General features: G+C 65.6%; 15 protein-coding genes. 12 read left to right on the plus strand and 3 right to left on the minus strand.

Annotated elements, in window-relative coordinates; genetic code table 11:
- Positions 1–76: 76 nt before the first annotated feature.
- From ASD69_RS13700 to ASD69_RS13755, 12 genes are all read left to right on the plus strand, one after another.
- On the plus strand, positions 77–928 hold the full coding sequence (locus ASD69_RS13700; RefSeq protein WP_056178894.1) for an ABC transporter permease: 852 nt from the start codon (positions 77–79) through the stop codon (positions 926–928).
- Complete coding sequence (locus tag ASD69_RS13705; protein WP_056178896.1) at positions 918–2,384, plus strand: ABC transporter ATP-binding protein; 1,467 nt, start codon at positions 918–920, stop codon at positions 2,382–2,384. The genes ASD69_RS13700 and ASD69_RS13705 overlap by 11 nt, the downstream gene beginning before the upstream one ends.
- A 207-nt stretch (positions 2,385–2,591) precedes the next feature.
- On the plus strand, positions 2,592–3,710 hold the full coding sequence (locus ASD69_RS13710; protein ID WP_235567214.1) for a class I SAM-dependent methyltransferase: 1,119 nt from the start codon (positions 2,592–2,594) through the stop codon (positions 3,708–3,710).
- A gap of 1 nt (position 3,711) precedes the next feature.
- Complete coding sequence (locus ASD69_RS13715; protein ID WP_056178902.1) at positions 3,712–5,907, plus strand: glycosyltransferase; 2,196 nt, start codon at positions 3,712–3,714, stop codon at positions 5,905–5,907.
- Between the two features lie 10 nt (positions 5,908–5,917).
- On the plus strand, positions 5,918–6,823 hold the full coding sequence (locus tag ASD69_RS13720; protein WP_056178905.1) for an NAD-dependent epimerase/dehydratase family protein: 906 nt from the start codon (positions 5,918–5,920) through the stop codon (positions 6,821–6,823).
- Positions 6,824–7,183: 360 nt separating this feature from the next.
- On the plus strand, positions 7,184–10,456 hold the full coding sequence (locus ASD69_RS13725) for a glycosyltransferase (protein ID WP_056178908.1): 3,273 nt from the start codon (positions 7,184–7,186) through the stop codon (positions 10,454–10,456).
- A gap of 94 nt (positions 10,457–10,550) precedes the next feature.
- Positions 10,551–11,630, plus strand: a complete 1,080-nt coding sequence (locus ASD69_RS13730) for an FG-GAP-like repeat-containing protein (RefSeq protein ID WP_056178911.1) — start codon at positions 10,551–10,553, stop codon at positions 11,628–11,630.
- A 47-nt stretch (positions 11,631–11,677) separates the two neighbouring features.
- Positions 11,678–12,415, plus strand: a complete 738-nt coding sequence (locus ASD69_RS22730) for a class I SAM-dependent methyltransferase (RefSeq protein ID WP_056178915.1) — start codon at positions 11,678–11,680, stop codon at positions 12,413–12,415.
- The gene (locus ASD69_RS13740) at positions 12,412–13,452 is read left to right on the plus strand and encodes a dehydrogenase (RefSeq protein ID WP_235567215.1); all 1,041 of its coding nucleotides are present in this window, start codon (positions 12,412–12,414) and stop codon (positions 13,450–13,452) included. Before ASD69_RS22730 ends, ASD69_RS13740 begins: the two co-directional genes overlap by 4 nt.
- Complete coding sequence (locus ASD69_RS13745; protein ID WP_304438368.1) at positions 13,449–14,033, plus strand: D-sedoheptulose 7-phosphate isomerase; 585 nt, start codon at positions 13,449–13,451, stop codon at positions 14,031–14,033. The genes ASD69_RS13740 and ASD69_RS13745 overlap by 4 nt, the downstream gene beginning before the upstream one ends.
- Positions 14,030–14,728 (plus strand): nucleotidyltransferase family protein, encoded by a 699-nt coding sequence (locus ASD69_RS13750; protein ID WP_056178918.1) that lies wholly within the window; start codon positions 14,030–14,032, stop codon positions 14,726–14,728. Before ASD69_RS13745 ends, ASD69_RS13750 begins: the two co-directional genes overlap by 4 nt.
- A 2-nt stretch (positions 14,729–14,730) precedes the next feature.
- Positions 14,731–15,294, plus strand: a complete 564-nt coding sequence (locus tag ASD69_RS13755; protein ID WP_056178921.1) for an HAD family hydrolase — start codon at positions 14,731–14,733, stop codon at positions 15,292–15,294.
- A 56-nt stretch (positions 15,295–15,350) separates the two neighbouring features.
- On the opposite strand, the gene ASD69_RS13760 is transcribed toward ASD69_RS13755, so the two are convergent.
- From ASD69_RS13760 to ASD69_RS21985, 3 genes are read right to left on the minus strand one after another with little or no spacing between them, the layout of a single operon-like run.
- Positions 15,351–16,601 (minus strand): VCBS repeat-containing protein, encoded by a 1,251-nt coding sequence (locus ASD69_RS13760; RefSeq protein ID WP_157499196.1) that lies wholly within the window; start codon positions 16,599–16,601, stop codon positions 15,351–15,353.
- Entirely contained in the window at positions 16,598–17,761 is a 1,164-nt protein-coding gene (locus tag ASD69_RS13765; protein ID WP_082576479.1) for a VCBS repeat-containing protein, read from the minus strand. The genes ASD69_RS13760 and ASD69_RS13765 overlap by 4 nt, the downstream gene beginning before the upstream one ends.
- On the minus strand, positions 17,743–18,186 hold the full coding sequence (locus tag ASD69_RS21985; RefSeq protein ID WP_157499197.1) for a hypothetical protein: 444 nt from the start codon (positions 18,184–18,186) through the stop codon (positions 17,743–17,745). Before ASD69_RS21985 ends, ASD69_RS13765 begins: the two co-directional genes overlap by 19 nt.
- Between the last annotated feature and the right edge of the window lie 257 nt (positions 18,187–18,443).

Genomic DNA, 18,443 nt, shown 5'->3' on the forward strand with positions numbered 1-18,443 from the left:
ATTCCGATTACCGAACCCGCGCGAGCATCGCCCGCTCGGCGCAGCCGCGCGCGCTGCCGGCAGGCGTGCGGCCGACATGAGTTACGGCCATCTGGTGAACGCGCATCTTCCGCCGAAGGCCGGGCCGGTCAGCATGTTCGCTGGCTTCTGGCGCGAGCGCAGGCTGATCGGGCAGTTGATCCGTCGCGAAGTGCTGGGCCGCTATCGCGGCTCGGTAATGGGTGTGGCCTGGTCGTTCCTGTATCCCGTGCTGATGCTGGCGGTATACACCTTCGTGTTCTCGGTGGTGTTTTCGGCGAAGTGGCCCGGCGCGATGGCGGGGCAGAGCAAGACCCAGTTCGCGCTGTTGCTTTTCGTCGGCGTGATCGCGCACGGCATCATCGCCGAGGCCCTGACCCGGGCGCCGGCTCTGATCGTGCAGAACGCCAACTACGTCAAGAAGGTGGTGTTCCCGCTGGAAACGTTGGGCTGGAGCCTGGTCGGCTCGGCCGTGTTTCATGCGCTGGCGAGCCTGGCGATCCTGCTCGCGGCCAAGCTCGTGTTCGAGGGTTCCATCACGTTGGCGACCTTGTGGTTGCCGGTGATCTTGCTGCCCTTGGTGCTGTTCGCGCTGGGCATCTCCTGGCTGCTGGCCGCCCTGGGCGTGTTCATCCGCGACATCGGGCAGATGACCGGCGTGATCTCGACGGTACTGATGTTCCTGGCGCCCGTGTTCTATCCGATCGCGTCGCTGCCGGAAAAATACCATCGCTGGGTCTATATGAATCCGATCACGGTGGCCATCGAGCAGAGCCGCGCGGCCTTGTTCGCGGGCACCGCGCCGGACGCCGCGATGCTGATCCGCTACTACTCGTTCGCGTTGGTGTTCATGGCGTTCGGCTACTGGTGGTTCCAGAAGTCGCGCCGAGGGTTCGCCGATGTCCTCTGACACGCAGCTGACGGACATCGCCGACGCCGCGCCGGAACGCGCCATCGTCGTGTCCGACGTCGGCAAGTGCTATCAAATCTACGAACGGCCGCAGGATCGCCTGAAGCAGGCGCTGCTACCGCGCCTGGACCGCATGGCCGGCCTGAAGCCGCGCGCGTATTTCCGCGAGTTCTGGGCGCTGCGCGGCCTTTCCATGACCGTCGCCCGCGGCGAGACCGTCGGCATCGTCGGCCGCAACGGTTCGGGCAAGTCGACCTTGTTGCAGATCGTGTGCGGCACCTTGTCGCCCACCAGCGGCGATGTGGCGATTTCCGGGCGCGTCGGCGCGTTGCTGGAGCTCGGAAGCGGTTTCAATCCCGAGTTCACCGGGCGCGAGAACGTCTACATGAACGGCGCGATCCTGGGCATGAGCGAACAGGAGATCGCCTCCAAGTACGACGACATCGTCGCTTTCGCCGATATCGGCGAATTCATCGAACAACCGGTCAAGACCTACTCCAGCGGCATGTACGTGCGTCTCGCGTTCGCGGTGATCGCTCACGCCGATGCGGATATCCTCATCATCGACGAAGCCTTGTCGGTGGGCGACGTGTTCTTCGGCCAGAAGTGCATGCGCTTCCTGCGCGACTTCCAGAAACGCGGCACCGTGCTGTTCGTCAGCCACGATGCCGGCGCGGTGACGATGCTGTGCGATCGCGCGCTGTGGCTGGATGGCGGCCAGGTGGTGATGGACGGCCCGGCGAAGGAGGTCTGCGAGGCCTACAACGCCAGCGTCTACGGCCATCGTCCCGATCCGTCCAAGCCGGCCGCGATCGCGGTCGCCGCGGCGTCGGATGGCGACGAGGCGAGCCAGACCGACGCCGCCCAGGACGTCGCCGCCATCGATGCCGCCGATCCCGATGCGTTCGATCCGAGTCTGGATCGAAGCAGCATGCGCGTTTTCCGCTTCGATCCGGATGCGCAAAGCTTCGGCGACGGCGGTGCGACGATGACCTCGATACGGTTGGAAAACGCCGAAGGTCGCGGCCTGAGCCTGCTTGAGGGCGGCCAGATCGTGCGCCTGATCATCGAAGCGACGGCCAATCGCCGCATCCCCAGCCCGGTCATCGGCTTCATGCTGAAGGATCGCCTCGGCCAGCATCTGTTCGGCACCAACACCTATAGGGACGGCGAACCCGCGAAGGCGGTCGAAGCGGGCCGGCAAGTGCGCGCGATTTTCGAGTTCCGCGTGCCTTTCTTGCAGCCTGGCCGCTACACGATAGACGCAGCGTTGGCAGACGGAACTTACCTAAATCATGTGCAAACCGTTTGGGTTTATGATGCGCTCGTGCTCGATTCCACCACGGACACGCGTTCGACCGGGCTGGTCGGGATTCCCTTCCGCGCGATCGAGCTTTCGGTATCGGACGTGGCCGAGGCCGCCGATTCGGCGCATGCCTCCGGGACGCCGATCTGATCCGATCGCATCCCTCGCCACCGCGATCGATCGAGCCGCTCGCCGCGATATCCGTCGGCCGATGCGAATCGATTTTCTCCCCTACACCTGAAGCCCCGGAGTGTTGAACTTGAGTCTCCGTCTTTACCAAAGCAGACCGCGAGTCGGCGAAACCGGGGCTGAGACCGCTCTCGATACGTCGCCCCTATGCGAATCGAAGGTACAAGCATGAGTACGGGTACACCGCGTTTGAAGCTCAACGCCGCCATGTCCTTGCCGGCGCTGCATGTTCCGCCCAGCGCGTGGACGGGGCATCTTCCGTTCGCCTTCTGGCTGGTCGAGGAAGCCAAGCCCCGCATGCTGGTCGAGCTGGGCAGCCACCATGGCACCTCCTACCTGGGGTTCTGTCAGGCCGTTCGTCACTGCGGCCTGGATACGCGCTGTTTCGCCGTCGACATCTGGACCGGCGACGAGCACTCGGGCTTCTACGGCGACGAAGTGTTCAACACGCTCTGGCAGTACAACCAGGAGCAGTACGGCGGCTTCTCGGCCTTGATGCGCATGACCTTCGACGAGGCCCGCGGCTACTTCGCCGACGGCAGCGTCGATGTGCTGCATATCGATGGTCTGCACACTTACGAAGCAGTGCGCGAGGATTTCGAGAACTGGTTGCCGAAGATGTCGACGCGCGGCATCGTGCTGTTCCACGACACCATGGTGCGCGAGCGTAACTTCGGCGTCTGGCGGTTGTGGTCCGAGTTGAGCCAACGCTATCCGAGCTTCGAGTTCGTGCATTCGCACGGTCTGGGCGTTCTGCTGGTGGGGCCGCAGCAGCCGCAGTCCCTGCTGGATCTGGCCGCGCTGCGCGGCACGGACAGCGAGGTGACCGTGCTGCGACTGTTCGATGCGCTCGGCAGCCGCATCTGCGCCGATCAACGCATCGAGGCCGCCGAACAGCGCGTCGACGAAGTCCTGCTCGAGACCCGTCAGCGCTTGGCCCAATCCGGCGCAGCGACCGAGGGGCTGCAGGAAGGCGCCGCCCTCGTCCGCGACCGGGCGGTACAACTGCCCGAAGGTCTGACCGTGGTTCGCGAGCAGATGTCCCAGCTGTCCAAGGATCTGGCCGTCACGCGTCTGCAGGCGGCCCAGTTGTCCACCGAGGTGACGGCCCTGCGCTCGGCCAACGCCACCAACGAGACGGTTCGCACGAATCTCGAAACCGCGTTGCAGGATCGCGAGACGCGCTTGCGCGCGCGCGACGAGCAAGTGCGCGCGATCATGGCTTCGTTCAGTTGGAGACTGGCCGCGCCCATGCGCTGGCTCTCGACGAAGCTCAAGGGAAAATAGCATGGCCTCGCTCAAGGCCCTGGTCGGCAGGTCTCTGCGCAAGGTGTATCACGCCTTGCCCTTGTCCTGGGCCATGCGGCTGAAGTTGAAACAGCTGATCTTTCGCGGCTTCGCGCCCGTGCTGTCGGGCACGCACGCCTACCGGCGGTGGGATCAGCAGGTTTCCGATGGCTCGGTCGCGGAGCTCGCGGCCATCGCGGCCACCGACGATCCGGCACCGCTTTCCGTGGCGGCGCCGGCTGCGCCGCTGCGCGCCAAACTGGCCTTGATTTCGCACGACGCCAATCCGCATGGCGCGCAGTACTTGGCGCTGAATCTGGTTCGCGAACTGCAGCGCATGCATCAGGACGTGGAAGTCCTGATGCAGAACGGCGGCCTCCTCGAGCCCGAGTTCGAGGCGATCGCGCCGCTGCATCGCCTGTATCAAATGGATCAGGCCGAGCTCCGCGCCTTCGCCGTGCGCCTGCGCGAGCAGGGCGTGCAGGCGGTGATCGCCAATACCACCGTACCGGGTCTCGTCATCGCGCCGTTCCGCGAAGCCGGGCTGCGCGTGGTCTCGTTGATACACGAGCTGCCGGGCATCATCGCCAAGTACGGCTTGGGTCAGGCGTTGTTGGACCTGGTGGACGCCAGCGATCGCGTCGTGATCTCGTCCGAAGCGGTACGCAAGGGCGTCGACGGACTGGTGCCGCCCGAAGCGCTGGCCGGCAAGTTGATCCTGCGGCCGCAGGGCTTGTTCACGCGCAGTCGCTATCGCGGTTTGGACGACCTGTCGGAGCCGCGCGCGAATCTGCGCCGCAAGCTCGGCGTCTCCGAGCAGGCGGTGGTGGTGCTGGCGGTGGGCTTCGGCGATCTGCGCAAGGGCCTGGACCTGCTCGCGCGCGCGGCCGCCATTGCCTACCGCAGCGAGCCGAACCTGCATGTCGTCTGGGTGGGAAACCACGAGGACGAAGTGAAGCAGGATGTCGATCGGATGCTGGAGGAAGCGGGCATCGCTTCTCGCTTCCACTTCGTCGGGCTCGACTTCGACACCGACGACTATTACGCCGGTGCCGACGTGTATGCGCTTCCCTCGCGCGAAGACCCGTTCCCGTCGGTGGTGCTGGAAAGCCTATCGGTAGGTACGCCGGTGGTCGCGTTCGAGGGCACCGGCGGCGGAGCCGATCTGGTGGCCGACCGCGCCGGCCTGACGGTAAGGGCGTTCGATGTCGACGCCTACGCGCAAGCGTTGCTGCGCATCTGCAGGGACGGCGAGCTGCGCGCGCGCTACGCACGCGCGGGCCGGGATATGGTGGACACGGAGTACTCCTTCCGCCGTTACGCCCAGGACCTGTTGGAGCTCTGCGAGGTGCCGGCGCCGCGGGTGTCGGCCATCGTGCCCAACTACAACTACGCCCATTATCTTCCGCACAGGCTGGCCACGCTGTCCGCGCAGACGCTGCCGCTGACCGAGATCCTGGTGCTGGACGACGCGTCTTCCGACGACAGCGTCGCGGTGGTGCAGGCGCACAGGGGTTCCTATCACCCGGAGCCGATGATCGTGCGCAACGAGCGCAACTCGGGTTCGGTGTTCCGCCAGTGGCTGGCGGGTGCGCGGCGCGCGACCGGCGAGTTCGTCTGGATCGCGGAGGCCGACGACGAGGCCCGGCCGGAAATGGTCGAGTCTTTGGTGGGCGCGCTGCGTGCCGATACCAGCCTGGTCATGGCCTATTGCCAGTCAGAGGCGATCGATGCCGACGGCGTCGTGATCGCGGCCGACTACACCGGCTACACCGACGACCTGTCCCGGGATCGTTGGCGCTCGGCCTACACCGCCACCGGCGCCGAGGAGGCGATCGCCGGGCTGGCGATCAAGAACACCGTGCCGAACGTCAGCGCCGCCGTGTTCCGGCGCGAGGCGTTGCTGCGGGTGCTGAGCGAGCACGAGGACGAGATCGTGTCCTATCGCGTTGCCGGCGACTGGATCGTCTATCTGCGCCTGCTAGCGTTGGGGCGTATCCATTTCGAGCCGCGCGCCCTGAATCGCCATCGCCGCCACACCTCCAGCGTAACCGCGGCGTTAGACCTGCAGCGGCATTACGACGAAGTGGTCGCGGCGCAGGCGTTGGCCGCGCGGTTGTATCCGCTGAAGGAAGAAACGTCAGTCGCCGCATCGAACTACGCCGCGCATCTGCGCGAGCACTTCGGTTTGGCGTGAGAGGAGCGACATGCGGACTTTATTGATTGGCGGCAACGGCTTCATCGGCTCGCACCTGGTCGAGGGCTTGCGCGCCGCGGGCCACGCGGTTTCGGTGCTCGATCCCCGGCCTGCGCGCGACGACGTGGATTGGAGCGGCGTGAACTATCGCTGCGCCTCCCATGCTGACGAAACCGTGTTGGGCGAGATGCTGGCGGATTGCGACGTGGTCCTGCACCTGGCCAGCACCACGGTGCCGTTCACTTCCAACGCCAATCCGGTCTACGACGTATCGACCAATCTGGTCGATACCTTGCGCCTGCTGGGCGCGATGCGCAGCCGCGGTCTGCGCCGCATCGTGTTCTTCTCCTCCGGCGGTACCGTCTACGGCAATCCCGATAGCCTGCCCGTGGAAGAGACGCATCCGCTGCGGCCGGTCTCCTCCTACGGCGTGGTGAAGACGGCGATCGAGCAGTACTTGCTGATGTACCACCGCCTGGGCGAGCTGGACCCGTTGATCCTGCGGCCGTCCAACCCCTATGGGCCGCGTCAGGCCGCGTCGGGACGCCAGGGGTTCATCGCCAAGGTCCTGTCCTGCCTGCACGACGACGCCCCGCTGCAGATCTGGGGCGACGGAAGCGCGGTCCGCGATTACCTCTATATCGACGATCTGGTGTCCCTGGTCTCGCAGGCGGTGAACGGGGCGGAGTGCGGCGTGTACAACGTCGGCAGCGGAATCGGCCATAGCCTCAACGATGTGCGCTCGGCGGCGGAGCGGGTCGCGGGCAAGACCATGAACGTGGAGTACTTGCCCGCGCAAGGTTTCGATGTGCGCGGCATCGTGCTGGATATCGCCGCGGCCGGCGCACGTTTCGGTTGGCGCCCGCGGATCGATCTGGAGGAAGGCTTGGCGCGCACCTGGCGTCAGGGCGGTTGAGCCGAGCTCGGAACTCGACCTTCCTGAACCGATTCCCGCGCTGCGGGGAGGGCGCGAGCCGATGCGTACTAAAGACCCACTTGAGACGTATTAAAGACTTGTTAATAGCTATAAAATCTGTAGTGGACTTCAAGGAATACAGGGCATGAAGCAGCATTCGAACAACGCCTGCGATTGGACGCCGGGCGTTCGGGTATCGGCACCCACGCAAAAGGTGGCTTTCGTGTGCCGGGTGGTTTCTCGGCGCTGCGGCCGCTACGGCGCGGTCTAACGATTAGCGATGGGGTCGTTGCGCAAGGAGCTCAACGCCTGCGGCGCCGAATTTATGGACTATCCCGCTCTGGATCCGATGTTGTCGATATGAAAGATACTGCCCAACTTACCTTTTTCACGATCTGCTCGAAGAACTTCCTCGCCTATGCGCGTACGTTGTTCGACTCCGTGCGCGAACACCACCCGGACGCGACCTTCTATGTCGCCCTGTGCGATCGCGTCGACGGAATGATCGATCGCGCGAACGAGCCGTTCGAGATCATCGAGCTGGATCAATTGGATATTCCGGATCTGGCCGGAATGATCGCCCGCTACAACATCACCGAGCTCAATACGTCGATCAAGCCGTATGTGTTCGATTATCTGTTCAGCAAGCGCGACGAGCAGCGCGTGGCGTATCTCGACCCCGACATTATCGTGGTCGGCCCGCTGAAGGAGTTGCAGGACGCCATGGATGCGGGCGCGGACGCCGTGCTGACGCCGCACGTGCTGAATCCCGCCGAGAACGTCGATATCGACGACATCAAGATGCTGCAGCTGGGCATCTACAATCTGGGCTTCGTCGCCTTCAACCGCACCCCGCGCGTGCTGGACATCGTGCGCTGGTGGGCGCGGCGGCTCGAGAGCCAGTGCGTCATCGATATTCCGAACGGACTGTTCGTGGATCAGAAGTGGGCGGATCTGCTGCCCTCCTTCATCGCCAAGACGCATATCCTGCATCACCCCGGCTACAACGTGGCTTACTGGAATCTGTGGCAGCGCAAGATCGAAAGATCGGGCGACGGCTGGCTGTCCAACGGCTTGCCCCTGCGTTTCGTGCATTTCAGCGGCAACAATCTCAACGACGAGAACGTGTTTTCGCGGCATAGCCCGCGCTTGACCGCGGCGAACGTCGGCGAAGCCAACGAGTTGCTCAAGGAATATCGCGCACGCGTGTTCGCCAACGGCCACGCGAGTTACTCCAAGCTCCCGTACGCGTTCAGCTGGAATGGCGCCTCTGGCGTGAACGAGCACACCCCGGAGCCGGCGCGCGCGCCGGAATCCGAGGCCACGATGCAGCCGTCGGGCGAGCATGTCGTGGTTGCGCAGGCCGCCGCCGGCGGCGGCGCGCTGAGCAAGCTGTCCAACGCGATCACGACCCTGCGCCGGGTGCGCGATCACTCCGGCGGCTGGTCGGCGGTGATGAGCAAGGCCGTCGCGGTGTATCGTCGCGGCGGCTTGCGCCTGGTTCGCGACACCGTCCGCCAGCTCAACCTCATCTATCCCTTGTTGCACGGTCGTGGTCTGAGCCGTCCGGTCGAAGTGCTGCCCTATCTCGCGCCGGAAACCGAGGCGATCGTCGAGGCCGCCAACAACAGTCGCGGCAAGCTGCTCTTCATCGACATGTACACGCCGAGGCCGGATTGCGACGCCGGCTCGATCACCGCGTTCTACCTGATGAAGATCCTGGTCGACATCGGCTACGACGTGACCTTCATTCCCAGCGATCTGGTCAAGCTGGGTCACTACACGCAGCAGCTGCAGAACGTCGGCGTGACCTGTCTGGGCCGCGACGACGTGCCGTCCATCGAGGCGCACCTGATCGCGGACGGCCACCTGTACGACTACGCGCTGCTTTGCCGCGCGCCCGTCGTGGAGCCCTATCTCGACATCATCCGGCAGCACGCCAGCCGGGCCAAGATCATCCTCAACACCTCCGATCTGCATTACCTGCGCGATATCCGCCAGGCCGAGATCGAGGGCTCGGAGGAGAAGATGCAGGCCGCGCTGCGTTGGAAGGAGCGCGAGTTGGAGGTCATTCGGCGCTGCGATCACAGCATCGTGATGAGCGATCACGAACTGGCGATCCTGTCGAAGGAGCTGCCGAACTCGAACATTCATCACGTGCCGCTGATGTTCGTCGATATCCCGGGGCGCACCGGCGACTACGCCTCGCGCAAGGACATTCTGTTCATTGGCGGCTTCCCGCACCTTCCCAACGTCGACGCCGTCACCTACTTCTGCGAGCAGGTATGGCCGATGGTCCGCGCCCGACTTCCGGATGCGAAGGTGCATCTGCTGGGCAATTCGCCTTCGGAAGAAGTGTTCGCTCTGGGCGAGATTCCGGGCGTCAACGTGGTCGGCTACGTCGAAGATCTCAAGCCGTGGTTCAACGGCATCCGCATGAGCATCGCGCCGCTACGCTACGGCGCCGGCATCAAGGGCAAGCTCGGCACGAGCCTGAGCTTCGGCGTGCCTTCGGTCGCCACGTCGGTGGCGGTGGAGGGCATGCGCGTGGTCGACGAGCAGCATGTGCTGGTCGCCGACGAGCCGGAGGCGTTCGCCGACCAAGTGGTGCGTCTGTACAACGACGAGGCGCTGTGGAACCGACTGAGTCAGGCTGGGCTGGATTTCGTGGCCGATACCTATTCGCTCGACGCGGGCCTGAAGCGCATCGATGAGTTCATGAGCATGGTCGCGGGCGATCCGCCGGCGTTCCCGGCCGTGGCCGTGTCCACGCCCGCCGAGTACGCCCGTTATCACGCCGAGGCGATCGGGGAATATCCCAAGCGCGTTGCCGCGGAAGAAGCTCTGATTCCCGAGCGCGTCGATTCGTTCCTGGTCGACGGTCATTGCGCTGTCTGCGATCGTCCTTCCGCGTTCGACGTCAGCTTTCTGTACTCCTGCGGCACGCGGTCCGACGGCGGGCCGATGCCGAATTGGCGCGAGCATCTGGTTTGCGCGAAGTGCGGCTTCACGAACCGGATCCGCGCGGCGATCCACGCGTTCCGCTCGGAGCTGAAGCCCGAGCCGGAAGCGCGGGTCTATATCACCGAGCAGACCACGCCGCTGTACCGCTGGCTGCACGAGCAGTTCCCGAACGCCAAGGGCAGCGAATACTTCGCCGACAAGGTGCCGCCGGGCGAGGAGCTGGGCGGGCTGCGCAACGAAGACATCATGGCCTTGACCTGGCCGGACGCGAGTTTCGATTTCGTGCTTTCGTTCGACGTGATGGAGCACGTGCCCGATCCCGCCAAGGCCTTCGCCGAGTGCGCCCGCATTCTGCGCCCGGGCGGCTCGATGCTGTGGGCCGCGCCTTTCGCGCTGGACGGCAATCACAAGATGCTGGACCGGAACGTGATCCGGGCGCGTATCGATGGCGACGGCGAGCTCGTGCACCTGATGGAGCCCGAGTATCACTGCAATCCCGTCGATCCCGACGGTGGGGCTTTGTGCTTCCAGTACTTCGGTCTGCAGGTGCTTGAGCAGATGCGAGCGGCGGGGTTCGCCGACGCGCGGTTGTTGTTCTACTGGTCGCCCAAGTTCGCATACCTCGGACAGGAACAGATTCTTTGCATCGCCACCAAGGCGGCGCGCTGATCCGACCGGGCCCATTCGCACGGGCTTCAAGCTTGATGGTCTATAAGGCTAGGCGGCGCTCGGCGCCCCGCGCACTCGAAGAAGGAATGTTCCAATGAAGAAAGGGATCCTGGTGGTGTTGCTGACGATCGCCGCGCTTGCGGGGATTTGGTGGCTTACCGAACCGAAGTCCGGCAAGGACGCGGCGCCCCCGGCGGCCAGCGTCGAACCCGCGGCGGGCGCGCCGGCGTCCACGGCGACGCCGACGACGACCGATGCGGCGCAAGCCAGCGTCGGTCCGGTGACCTTGCTGTGGCGCAACGGCGCGACGGGCGAGAACCGGCGCTGGCGTTTCGACGGCAAGACCGCCATGGCCCCCCTGGAAACCTGGGCGGTCGCGCCGGAGTGGAGCGCGCTGGGCTACATGTCGCGCGCCTGGGGCGGCAACGATCTGGCCGCATGGCGCATGAAGGCGACGGGCGAGGTCCGGCTGTGGAAGCTTTCCGCCGCTAGCCCCGAGCCGGCCGCGGAGATCCTTCCCGCCGCGGACGCGAGCTGGCAGGTGGTGGCGTTCACCGACGTGAATCAAGACGGCTTCGACGATGTGGTGTGGCTGGGGCGCGACGGCGGCGTCGCGGTCTGGACGCTGCGCGACGGCAAGGTCCAGGAACAGGCGCTGATCGGCAACGTCGGCACCGGCTGGTCGGCCGCGCAAGTCGGCGATTTCGACGGCGACGGTCGCGGCGACCTGTTCTGGATCAAGGACGACGGCTCGTCCGCGAGCCTGTGGCTGCTGGATGGCGCCAAGCTCAAGAGCGCCCGGGCCATCACCTACACGGGCGGCGACTGGAGCCTGGTGGCCGCCGGCAAGTTCGACGGGGAGGCCGGCGACGATCTGTTGTGGCGCGCCTCGGACGGTCGTCTGCAAGGCTGGAGCTCGGCCGATCCGGGTAAGCAGATCGCGTTCACCCGTCAGGCCACCGGCGACTGGCGTTTCGTCGCCGCGCTGGACGTCGACGGCAACGGCTACGCCGACCTGCTGTGGCACAACCCGAAGACCGGCCAGGTCGGCGCATGGCTGCTTGCCGCGAACGGAGCGATCACGGATCGTGAGCTACCGTCCATCGGCGGCGAATGGACGCCGGTGCCGACGGGGCTGGTGGCCAAGGCCGACGCGGCGCGCTCGCCGAAGTGAAGGTTCGGGCCTGGCCCGGCAACGTATCGCGTGACTAGGATCGCACCATGAAAGAATGCAGCAAATCGATCGCCCGCCGACTGTCGGATCCGAACTTCAGCAATCGGTATTTCGTCGGCGAAGGCATCGATATCGGCGGCAAGCCCGATCCGCTGGCGCTCTACGTCGGCATGTTCTCGCGCATGACCGGCGTGAAGACCTGGGATTGGGAGGACGGCGACGCCCAGCACCTGCAGAGCGCGGGCGACGGCAGCTACGATTTCGTGCACAGCAGCCATTGTCTGGAGCACCTGACCGATCCGCACGAGGGGCTCAAGAACTGGTTCCGCGTGCTGAAGCCGGGCGGCTACCTGGTGCTTACCGTGCCCGACGAGGACCTCTACGAGCAGGGCGTCTTCCCTAGCACGTTCAATCGCGACCATAAGTGGACCTTCACCGCGTACAAGCCGCAGTCCTGGTCCGATCGCTCGATCAACCTGGTCGACCTCGCCCGCGACCTGGGCGCGGAGGCCGAGATCGTCCGCATCGAGCAGCTGTCCTCGACCTATCGCTTCGATCTTCCGCGCTTCGACCAAACCCTCACTCCGGTCGGCGAATGCGGTATCGAGTTGGTGCTGCGCAAGCGCCCTGCGGCGGAAGTGGAGGCGCGCGGCCGTTGGCAGCGCCCGGCCACCCTGGACGATCGCGAACTGCGCATCCATTTCAATCAGTATCGACAGGACATGCAGTCGATGAAGAACTCGAACCAGGGCGCCGCGCCCTTCCAGAACGACGAGCCGTTGTGAACCGCAACGCTATCATCCGAGCCCGCGCGCCCCTGCGCCTCGGCTTGGCCGGTGGCGGCACGGACGTTTCCCCGTACTGCGATACGTACGGCGGTTATGTGCTCAATGCGACGATCGACCGTTACGCGTATGCGGTGATCAAGCCGATGGAAGGCCCGAACGTCCGCTTCGTGGCCAGCGATCAGCAGCAATCGGCCGATCTGCCGCTGCAGCCGTCATACGAGCTGCGCGACGGCCTGCAGCTGCACAAGGCGGTCTACAACGAGATCGTCGCCCGCTACAACAACGGCGAGCCGCTGGCCGTCGAGCTGACCACGTTCTGCGATTCGCCGATCGGTTCCGGCCTGGGCTCTTCGTCGACGCTGGTCGTGGTGATGATCCGTGCGTTCGCCGAGCTGCTGGGCCTGCCGCTGGACGACTACGCGATCGCTCACATGGCCTACAAGATCGAGCGCGTCGATTGCGGCCTCAAGGGCGGCAAGCAGGATCAGTATTCGGCCACCTTCGGCGGCTTCAACTTCATGGAATTCTACGAGAACGATCGCGTGATCGTGAACCCATTGCGGATCAAGAACTGGGTGCTGTGCGAGTTGGAAGCCTCGCTGCTGCTGTACTACTCGGGGGTGTCGCGCGAGTCGGCGAAGATCATCGCCGATCAGAGCGACAACGTGCGCGACAAGGATTCCGGCACGATCGAGGCCATGCATCGGCTGAAGGAAGAGGCGCAAAGCATGAAGGTCGCCCTGCTCAAGGGCAGCTTCGGCGAGATGGTCAGTTCGATGCGTCTGGGCTGGGAAAGCAAGAAGAGCACCGCCAGTTCGGTGTCGACGCCGAAGATCGAGGCGATCTACGAGGCGGCTGTCGGCGCGGGCGCGCTGGCGGGCAAGGTGTCCGGCGCCGGCGGCGGCGGCTTCATGATGTTTTTCGTCAAGCCGGATCGACGCATGGAAGTGATCCGAGCGCTGAAGGCCTTCGACGGCCAAGTCAGCAACTGCCACTTCACCAAGAATGGCACGCAAGCCTGGAGAATCGAGTGAAACAACAGATCATCGAGAAGCTCGAGCGCGCCGTGCAGGTCATGCGCGCCCTCGCCGACGACCAGACCACGCAGCAGCAGCTGGAAGCCTGCGCGGCCAAGTGCATCGAGACGCTGAACTCGGGCGGCAAGCTCCTGCTGGCCGGCAACGGCGGCAGCGCCGCCGACGCCCAGCACATCGCAGCCGAGTTCGTCAGCCGTTTCGCCTTCGACCGCCCGGGTTTGCCGGCGATCGCGCTGACCACCGACACCTCGATCCTCACCGCGATCGGCAACGACTACGGCTACGAGAAGCTGTTCTCGCGCCAGATCCAGGCGCTGGGCCGCAGCGGCGACGTCTTCATCGCATACTCCACCTCGGGCCGTTCGCCGAACGTGCTGGCCGGTCTGCGCGAAGCGCGCGAACGCGGCCTGTTCTGCATCGGCCTGACCGGCAGCGGCGGCGGCGACATGCCCGAGCTGTGCGACATCCTGCTGCGCACGCCTGCCACCGACACCGCCGAAATCCAGCAGGGGCACGCGGTGCTGGGCCACATCATCACCGGCCTGGTCGAGAGCGCGATTTTCGGTAAGCCCGCGTGAAGCAAGCGATCGTCCTGGCGGGCGGTTTCGGCACGCGTCTGCGCAGCGTGGTCAGCGACGTTCCCAAGCCGATGGCGCGCATCGCCGGGCGGCCGTTCCTGGAGCTGTTGCTGAGCCACCTGGTCGGCAACGGCTTCCAGCGCATCGTGCTGTCGGTAGGCTATCTGTCGGACACCATCGTCGCCCATTTCGGCGATGCCTTCCGCGGCGTGCCGCTGGCCTACGCGGTCGAGAACGAGCCGCTGGGCACCGGCGGCGCGATACGCGAGGCGATGGCCCACTGCGACGATGGCCACGTCTACGTACTCAACGGCGACACCTATCTGGCCGTGGAAACCGCCGAAACCGACGCGCTGTGGGCGCGCCGCGGCCTGCCCGTGATCGTCGCCCGCGAGGTCGAAGACACCGCGCGCTACGGCAAGTTGGAGGTGGATAACCAGGGGCGCATCACCGGTTTCCTCGAGAAGGACGCCAGCGGCGGTCCCGGGCTGATCAACGCCGGCTGCTATGTGCTGCCGACGGACATCGTGCGCGAGTTTCCGGACCGCGAGCGTTTCTCGTTCGAGACCGAGTACCTGCGCGATGCGGTGAGCCGCCGCGAGTTTCTGGCATTGCCGACCAATACGGATTTCATCGACATCGGCACGCCCGAGGACTACGCGCGCGCCCAGACCCTGCTGTCGGCGATCCGCTGACCGTGGCCGGGCTCGCGCGGGCGCTGTTCCTGGATCGCGATGGCGTGGTCAATCGCGACGAGGGCTATACCCATCGCTGGGAGGATTTCGTCTTCATCGACGGCATCTTCGACCTGTGCCGCGCCGCGCGCGCCCAGGGCTACCGCTTGTTCGTGGTCACCAACCAGGCCGGCATAGGCCGCGGTCGCTATACCGAGCAGGACTTCCTCGCGCTGACCGAGCGCATGTGCGAGGCCTTCGCCGCCGAAGGCGCGCCGATTGATCGGGTTTACTTCGACCCCACCCATCCCGAGCATGGCATCGGCGACTATCGCCGCGAGTCGCCGATGCGCAAGCCGAACCCGGGCATGCTGCTCGCGGCCGCGCAGGAGTTCGGCGTGTCGCTGGCGGACAGCCTGCTGGTGGGCGACAAGCCCTCCGACATCCTCGCCGGCCAGCGTGCCGGCCTGGCCACGACCCTGCTGTACCGCCCCCCGGGAGCGGCAGCGGCGGAGGAGCCCGGCCAGGGCGAGGTCGTGCCGACCGCCGTCATCGATCGCCTGCGGCAGGCGATCGATTGGCTGTAACGCTCGCCTCTGCGGCGCGCGCCGGAGCGTAGCGACAGCGCCGCGATCGCGTCGAATCATTGGCGTTGGAACGGCACCCAGATGCTGTGGTCGTACTGGGCTACGAGCGTCGAATCGAAGCTGCCATCGCCGCGTCCGCGCCACAGATACAGCAACGCATCCTCTCGCTGAGCCTTGGTCGTCCACATGACGTCGCCCTTGCCGTCGCCGTCGTAATCGCCCACGCCCGCGATCTCGAAGCGGTCGCGGTCGATCGGGATGGTGCCGCCCTGCAGTACGCCGTCGCCGCTCATCAGCCAGTAGGCGAACGACCTGCCGGTGTAACTGGTGAAGACGATATCGGATCGGCCATCGCCGTTCAGATCGGTCGTGCCATAGAACTGAAAGGCGATGCTGAGGTTGCCCACCAGCACTTGATCGAACTGACCGTCGGCCCGGCCGCGCCACATGTACAAGGGGCCGTTGGTTCGATGGCCCAGCCATAGCAGGTCGCCGCGGCCGTCGCCATTGAAGTCGCCGCGGCCGAGGAAGTCGTAGTTGGCGGTGTCCACGCCGAACACGGCGCTGCCCGCGATCGCGGTGCCGTTCATGAGCCAATACGCCATTTGCCCGCGCGTCTTATCCACCCAGACGATATCGCTCTTGCCGTCGCCGTTCAGATCCTCGACCGCGGACGGAAGCCACGCGCCGCCGACACCGGCCACGAAGGTGGGCGCTAGGATGCCGTTTGCGTCCTGGCGGGCCAGCAACAGCCGACGGTTGCCGGCGTCTGGGTTGAACCATATCTGGTCGACGCGCCGGTCGCCGTCGAAATCGCCGTTGAAGATGGAGTAGTTCCCCTCCGGCAGCACGGTCGCCCCGACCATTTGCAGGATCGTGGCGCCGTTCATTCGCCAATGCGCGACATGAAAGGTTCCGCTGCTGCCGCCTAGCCAGAACATGTCGGAACGGCCATCGGCGTTGGCGTCGCTGTTGGGCGGGCGCACGGCGGTTGCGAGAGGCGAGGCCGCCGCCGCGCCGGTCGGGCCGACACCCAGAGCCTGGACCACGCCGCCTTGCGCTGCGCCGGGCGCGCGGGCCGAAGGGGCGGCGGGCATCCGCGCCTGCACTGCGCTCGCGACCTGCTTGGCCATGGCTGCGTCGCCTTCCGAGGACGTCGCGATTTTCGCCTGCTCGAGCGGGCAGCCGGTCAATAGCGCGGCGGCGACGGCGGCCGAAAAGAGATTTCGCATGGTTCTATCCCTGGGTTTGGATGCGATGCGCTGAGCGCCGGTCGAGGCCATCGGTTCGCAACGGACGGTGTTCATGCGTCCGCATACGGCGGCATCGGCTGCCAGACGCTGTCGTCGTAAGTCGAGATAAAGCTCGGATCGAACGAGCCGTCGCCGCGGCTACGCCAGAGGTAGAGCGAAGCGGCGGTGGCATCGCGTCGCGTCGCCCAGACGAGATCGCCTTTGCCGTCGCCGTCGAAGTCGCCCCATGCGGCGATCGTGTAGCGCTCGGTGTCCGCACCGATCACGCCCGTCCGTTGCGGGGCGGCTCCATTCATCCACCAGTACGCCATCTGGTTCGCGTCCCGGTTGGTCCAGACCAGGTCGGAGCGCGTGTCTGCGTTGAGGTCGACCACGGCATCGAGCACCCAGCCCGCCGGCACCGTGCCGACGTAGGACTGATCGAAATGGCCATCGCTGCGGCTGCGCCACATGTAATAGGCGCTGTTTTGGCGGCCGCGCCACAGCAGGTCTTCGCGGCCGTCGCCATCGAAGTCGCCGACGGCGACGAGCGCATAGTTGTTGACGTCGAGCGGGTACACGCCGCTACTCAGTATGGTGGTGCCGTTCATGAGCCAGTACGCCATCCGGCCCAAGGTGCGGTTGGTCCAGATCGCGTCGCTGCGGCCGTCGCCGTTGAGGTCCGCGGAGCGATCGAGCAACCAGCCGTCGCCGATCCCGGCGACCTGCCTGTGTTCGTAGGAGCCGGCTTCGTTCAGTCGGCCCAGGGTCAAGCTGCCGCCGCGACGTTCGAGCCGCAACCAGAGTTGGTCGACCCGCTTGTCGCCGTCGAAATCGCCGGTGCTGATGACATGGCTGTCGGCGGCCATCGGCGTCGGGTTGAGCGTGCGCATAACCTGGTTGCCATTCATCAGCCAATGGGCGACATGCAGCCCGGAGAGGTCGCCGGCCCAGACCAGGTCCGAACGGCCGTCCGCGTTGGCATCGTTGTAGGCGCCGCGCGCGCTCGCCAGGGGTTGCGCGGACGGGCTGCCGCGTTCGATGGGCGCGGAGGCGCGGGCCAGCGGCCCGGATGCGGATCCGGTCGGCGCGACGAAACTGGAGGCGTTCGCGCCCAGGGCTTGCGCCGGCACAGGCGCCGTGGCGGCCTGCGCGGGCGCGGCGACCTTGTTCGAATCGAGCGGGCAGCCCGACAAGGAGACGGCGGCGATTCCTGCTAGAACGAGATGACGCATGGGGAGCTCCTTGCTGATATCCGAGGTTCGGTTGCCGATCGCGCGCCGGCGAGCCGTGCCCGCGCGTGCCGTTTCTGGCGAACGAGATCCGGGCGGCTATCCGCATGCGCATCGCGAAGCGCTGCGCGAGTGACATCGGCGCATGCCGCGAGCGTCGCGATGTCGTCAGCGCCGCATGCGTCGACTTGCGCCGGACCTGGCAACGCGATGCCCGCATGGCGCCTCGCCGATGCGATGGCATGGGCGCGCATCGGATCGACGGGATGCGAGGGCAAGATCGCGCGTGCTTGCGGTGCGCGAGCCAGCGCAATGCGCGTTCGCATGTCGGCCGCGCGCATGTCGATAGCGACGGCGTTTTTATCGGGTTCGATGGCGTAGCTGCGCGGATGCGCAGCAAAGACTGCGATCGAAACGTAATGGCGCATGCTGCGCTCCCTGCGGCTGGATCATCCCAGTGGCCGCACGCAGGATACGACGCTTGCGTGAGGAAAAAATCACGCGCGCGCTCGCGAAAAATGGGCCTACGTTCTTAAAGTGCCATTGATATTGATGGTGTGTGCATTGCGTGTGTCGCATCTTGCGGTTGCGGCATCGGCGCATTGCAGTAGCGGCACGCGAATACTGGTTGAGACCGCGTTCGCGCAAAAAAAAGCCCCGCGAATTTCGCGGGGCTTTTGGGGTC

It is taken from the genome of Lysobacter sp. Root604, assembly GCF_001427505.1.
In the GTDB taxonomy this organism is placed as follows: Bacteria; Pseudomonadota; Gammaproteobacteria; order Xanthomonadales; family Xanthomonadaceae; genus Lysobacter.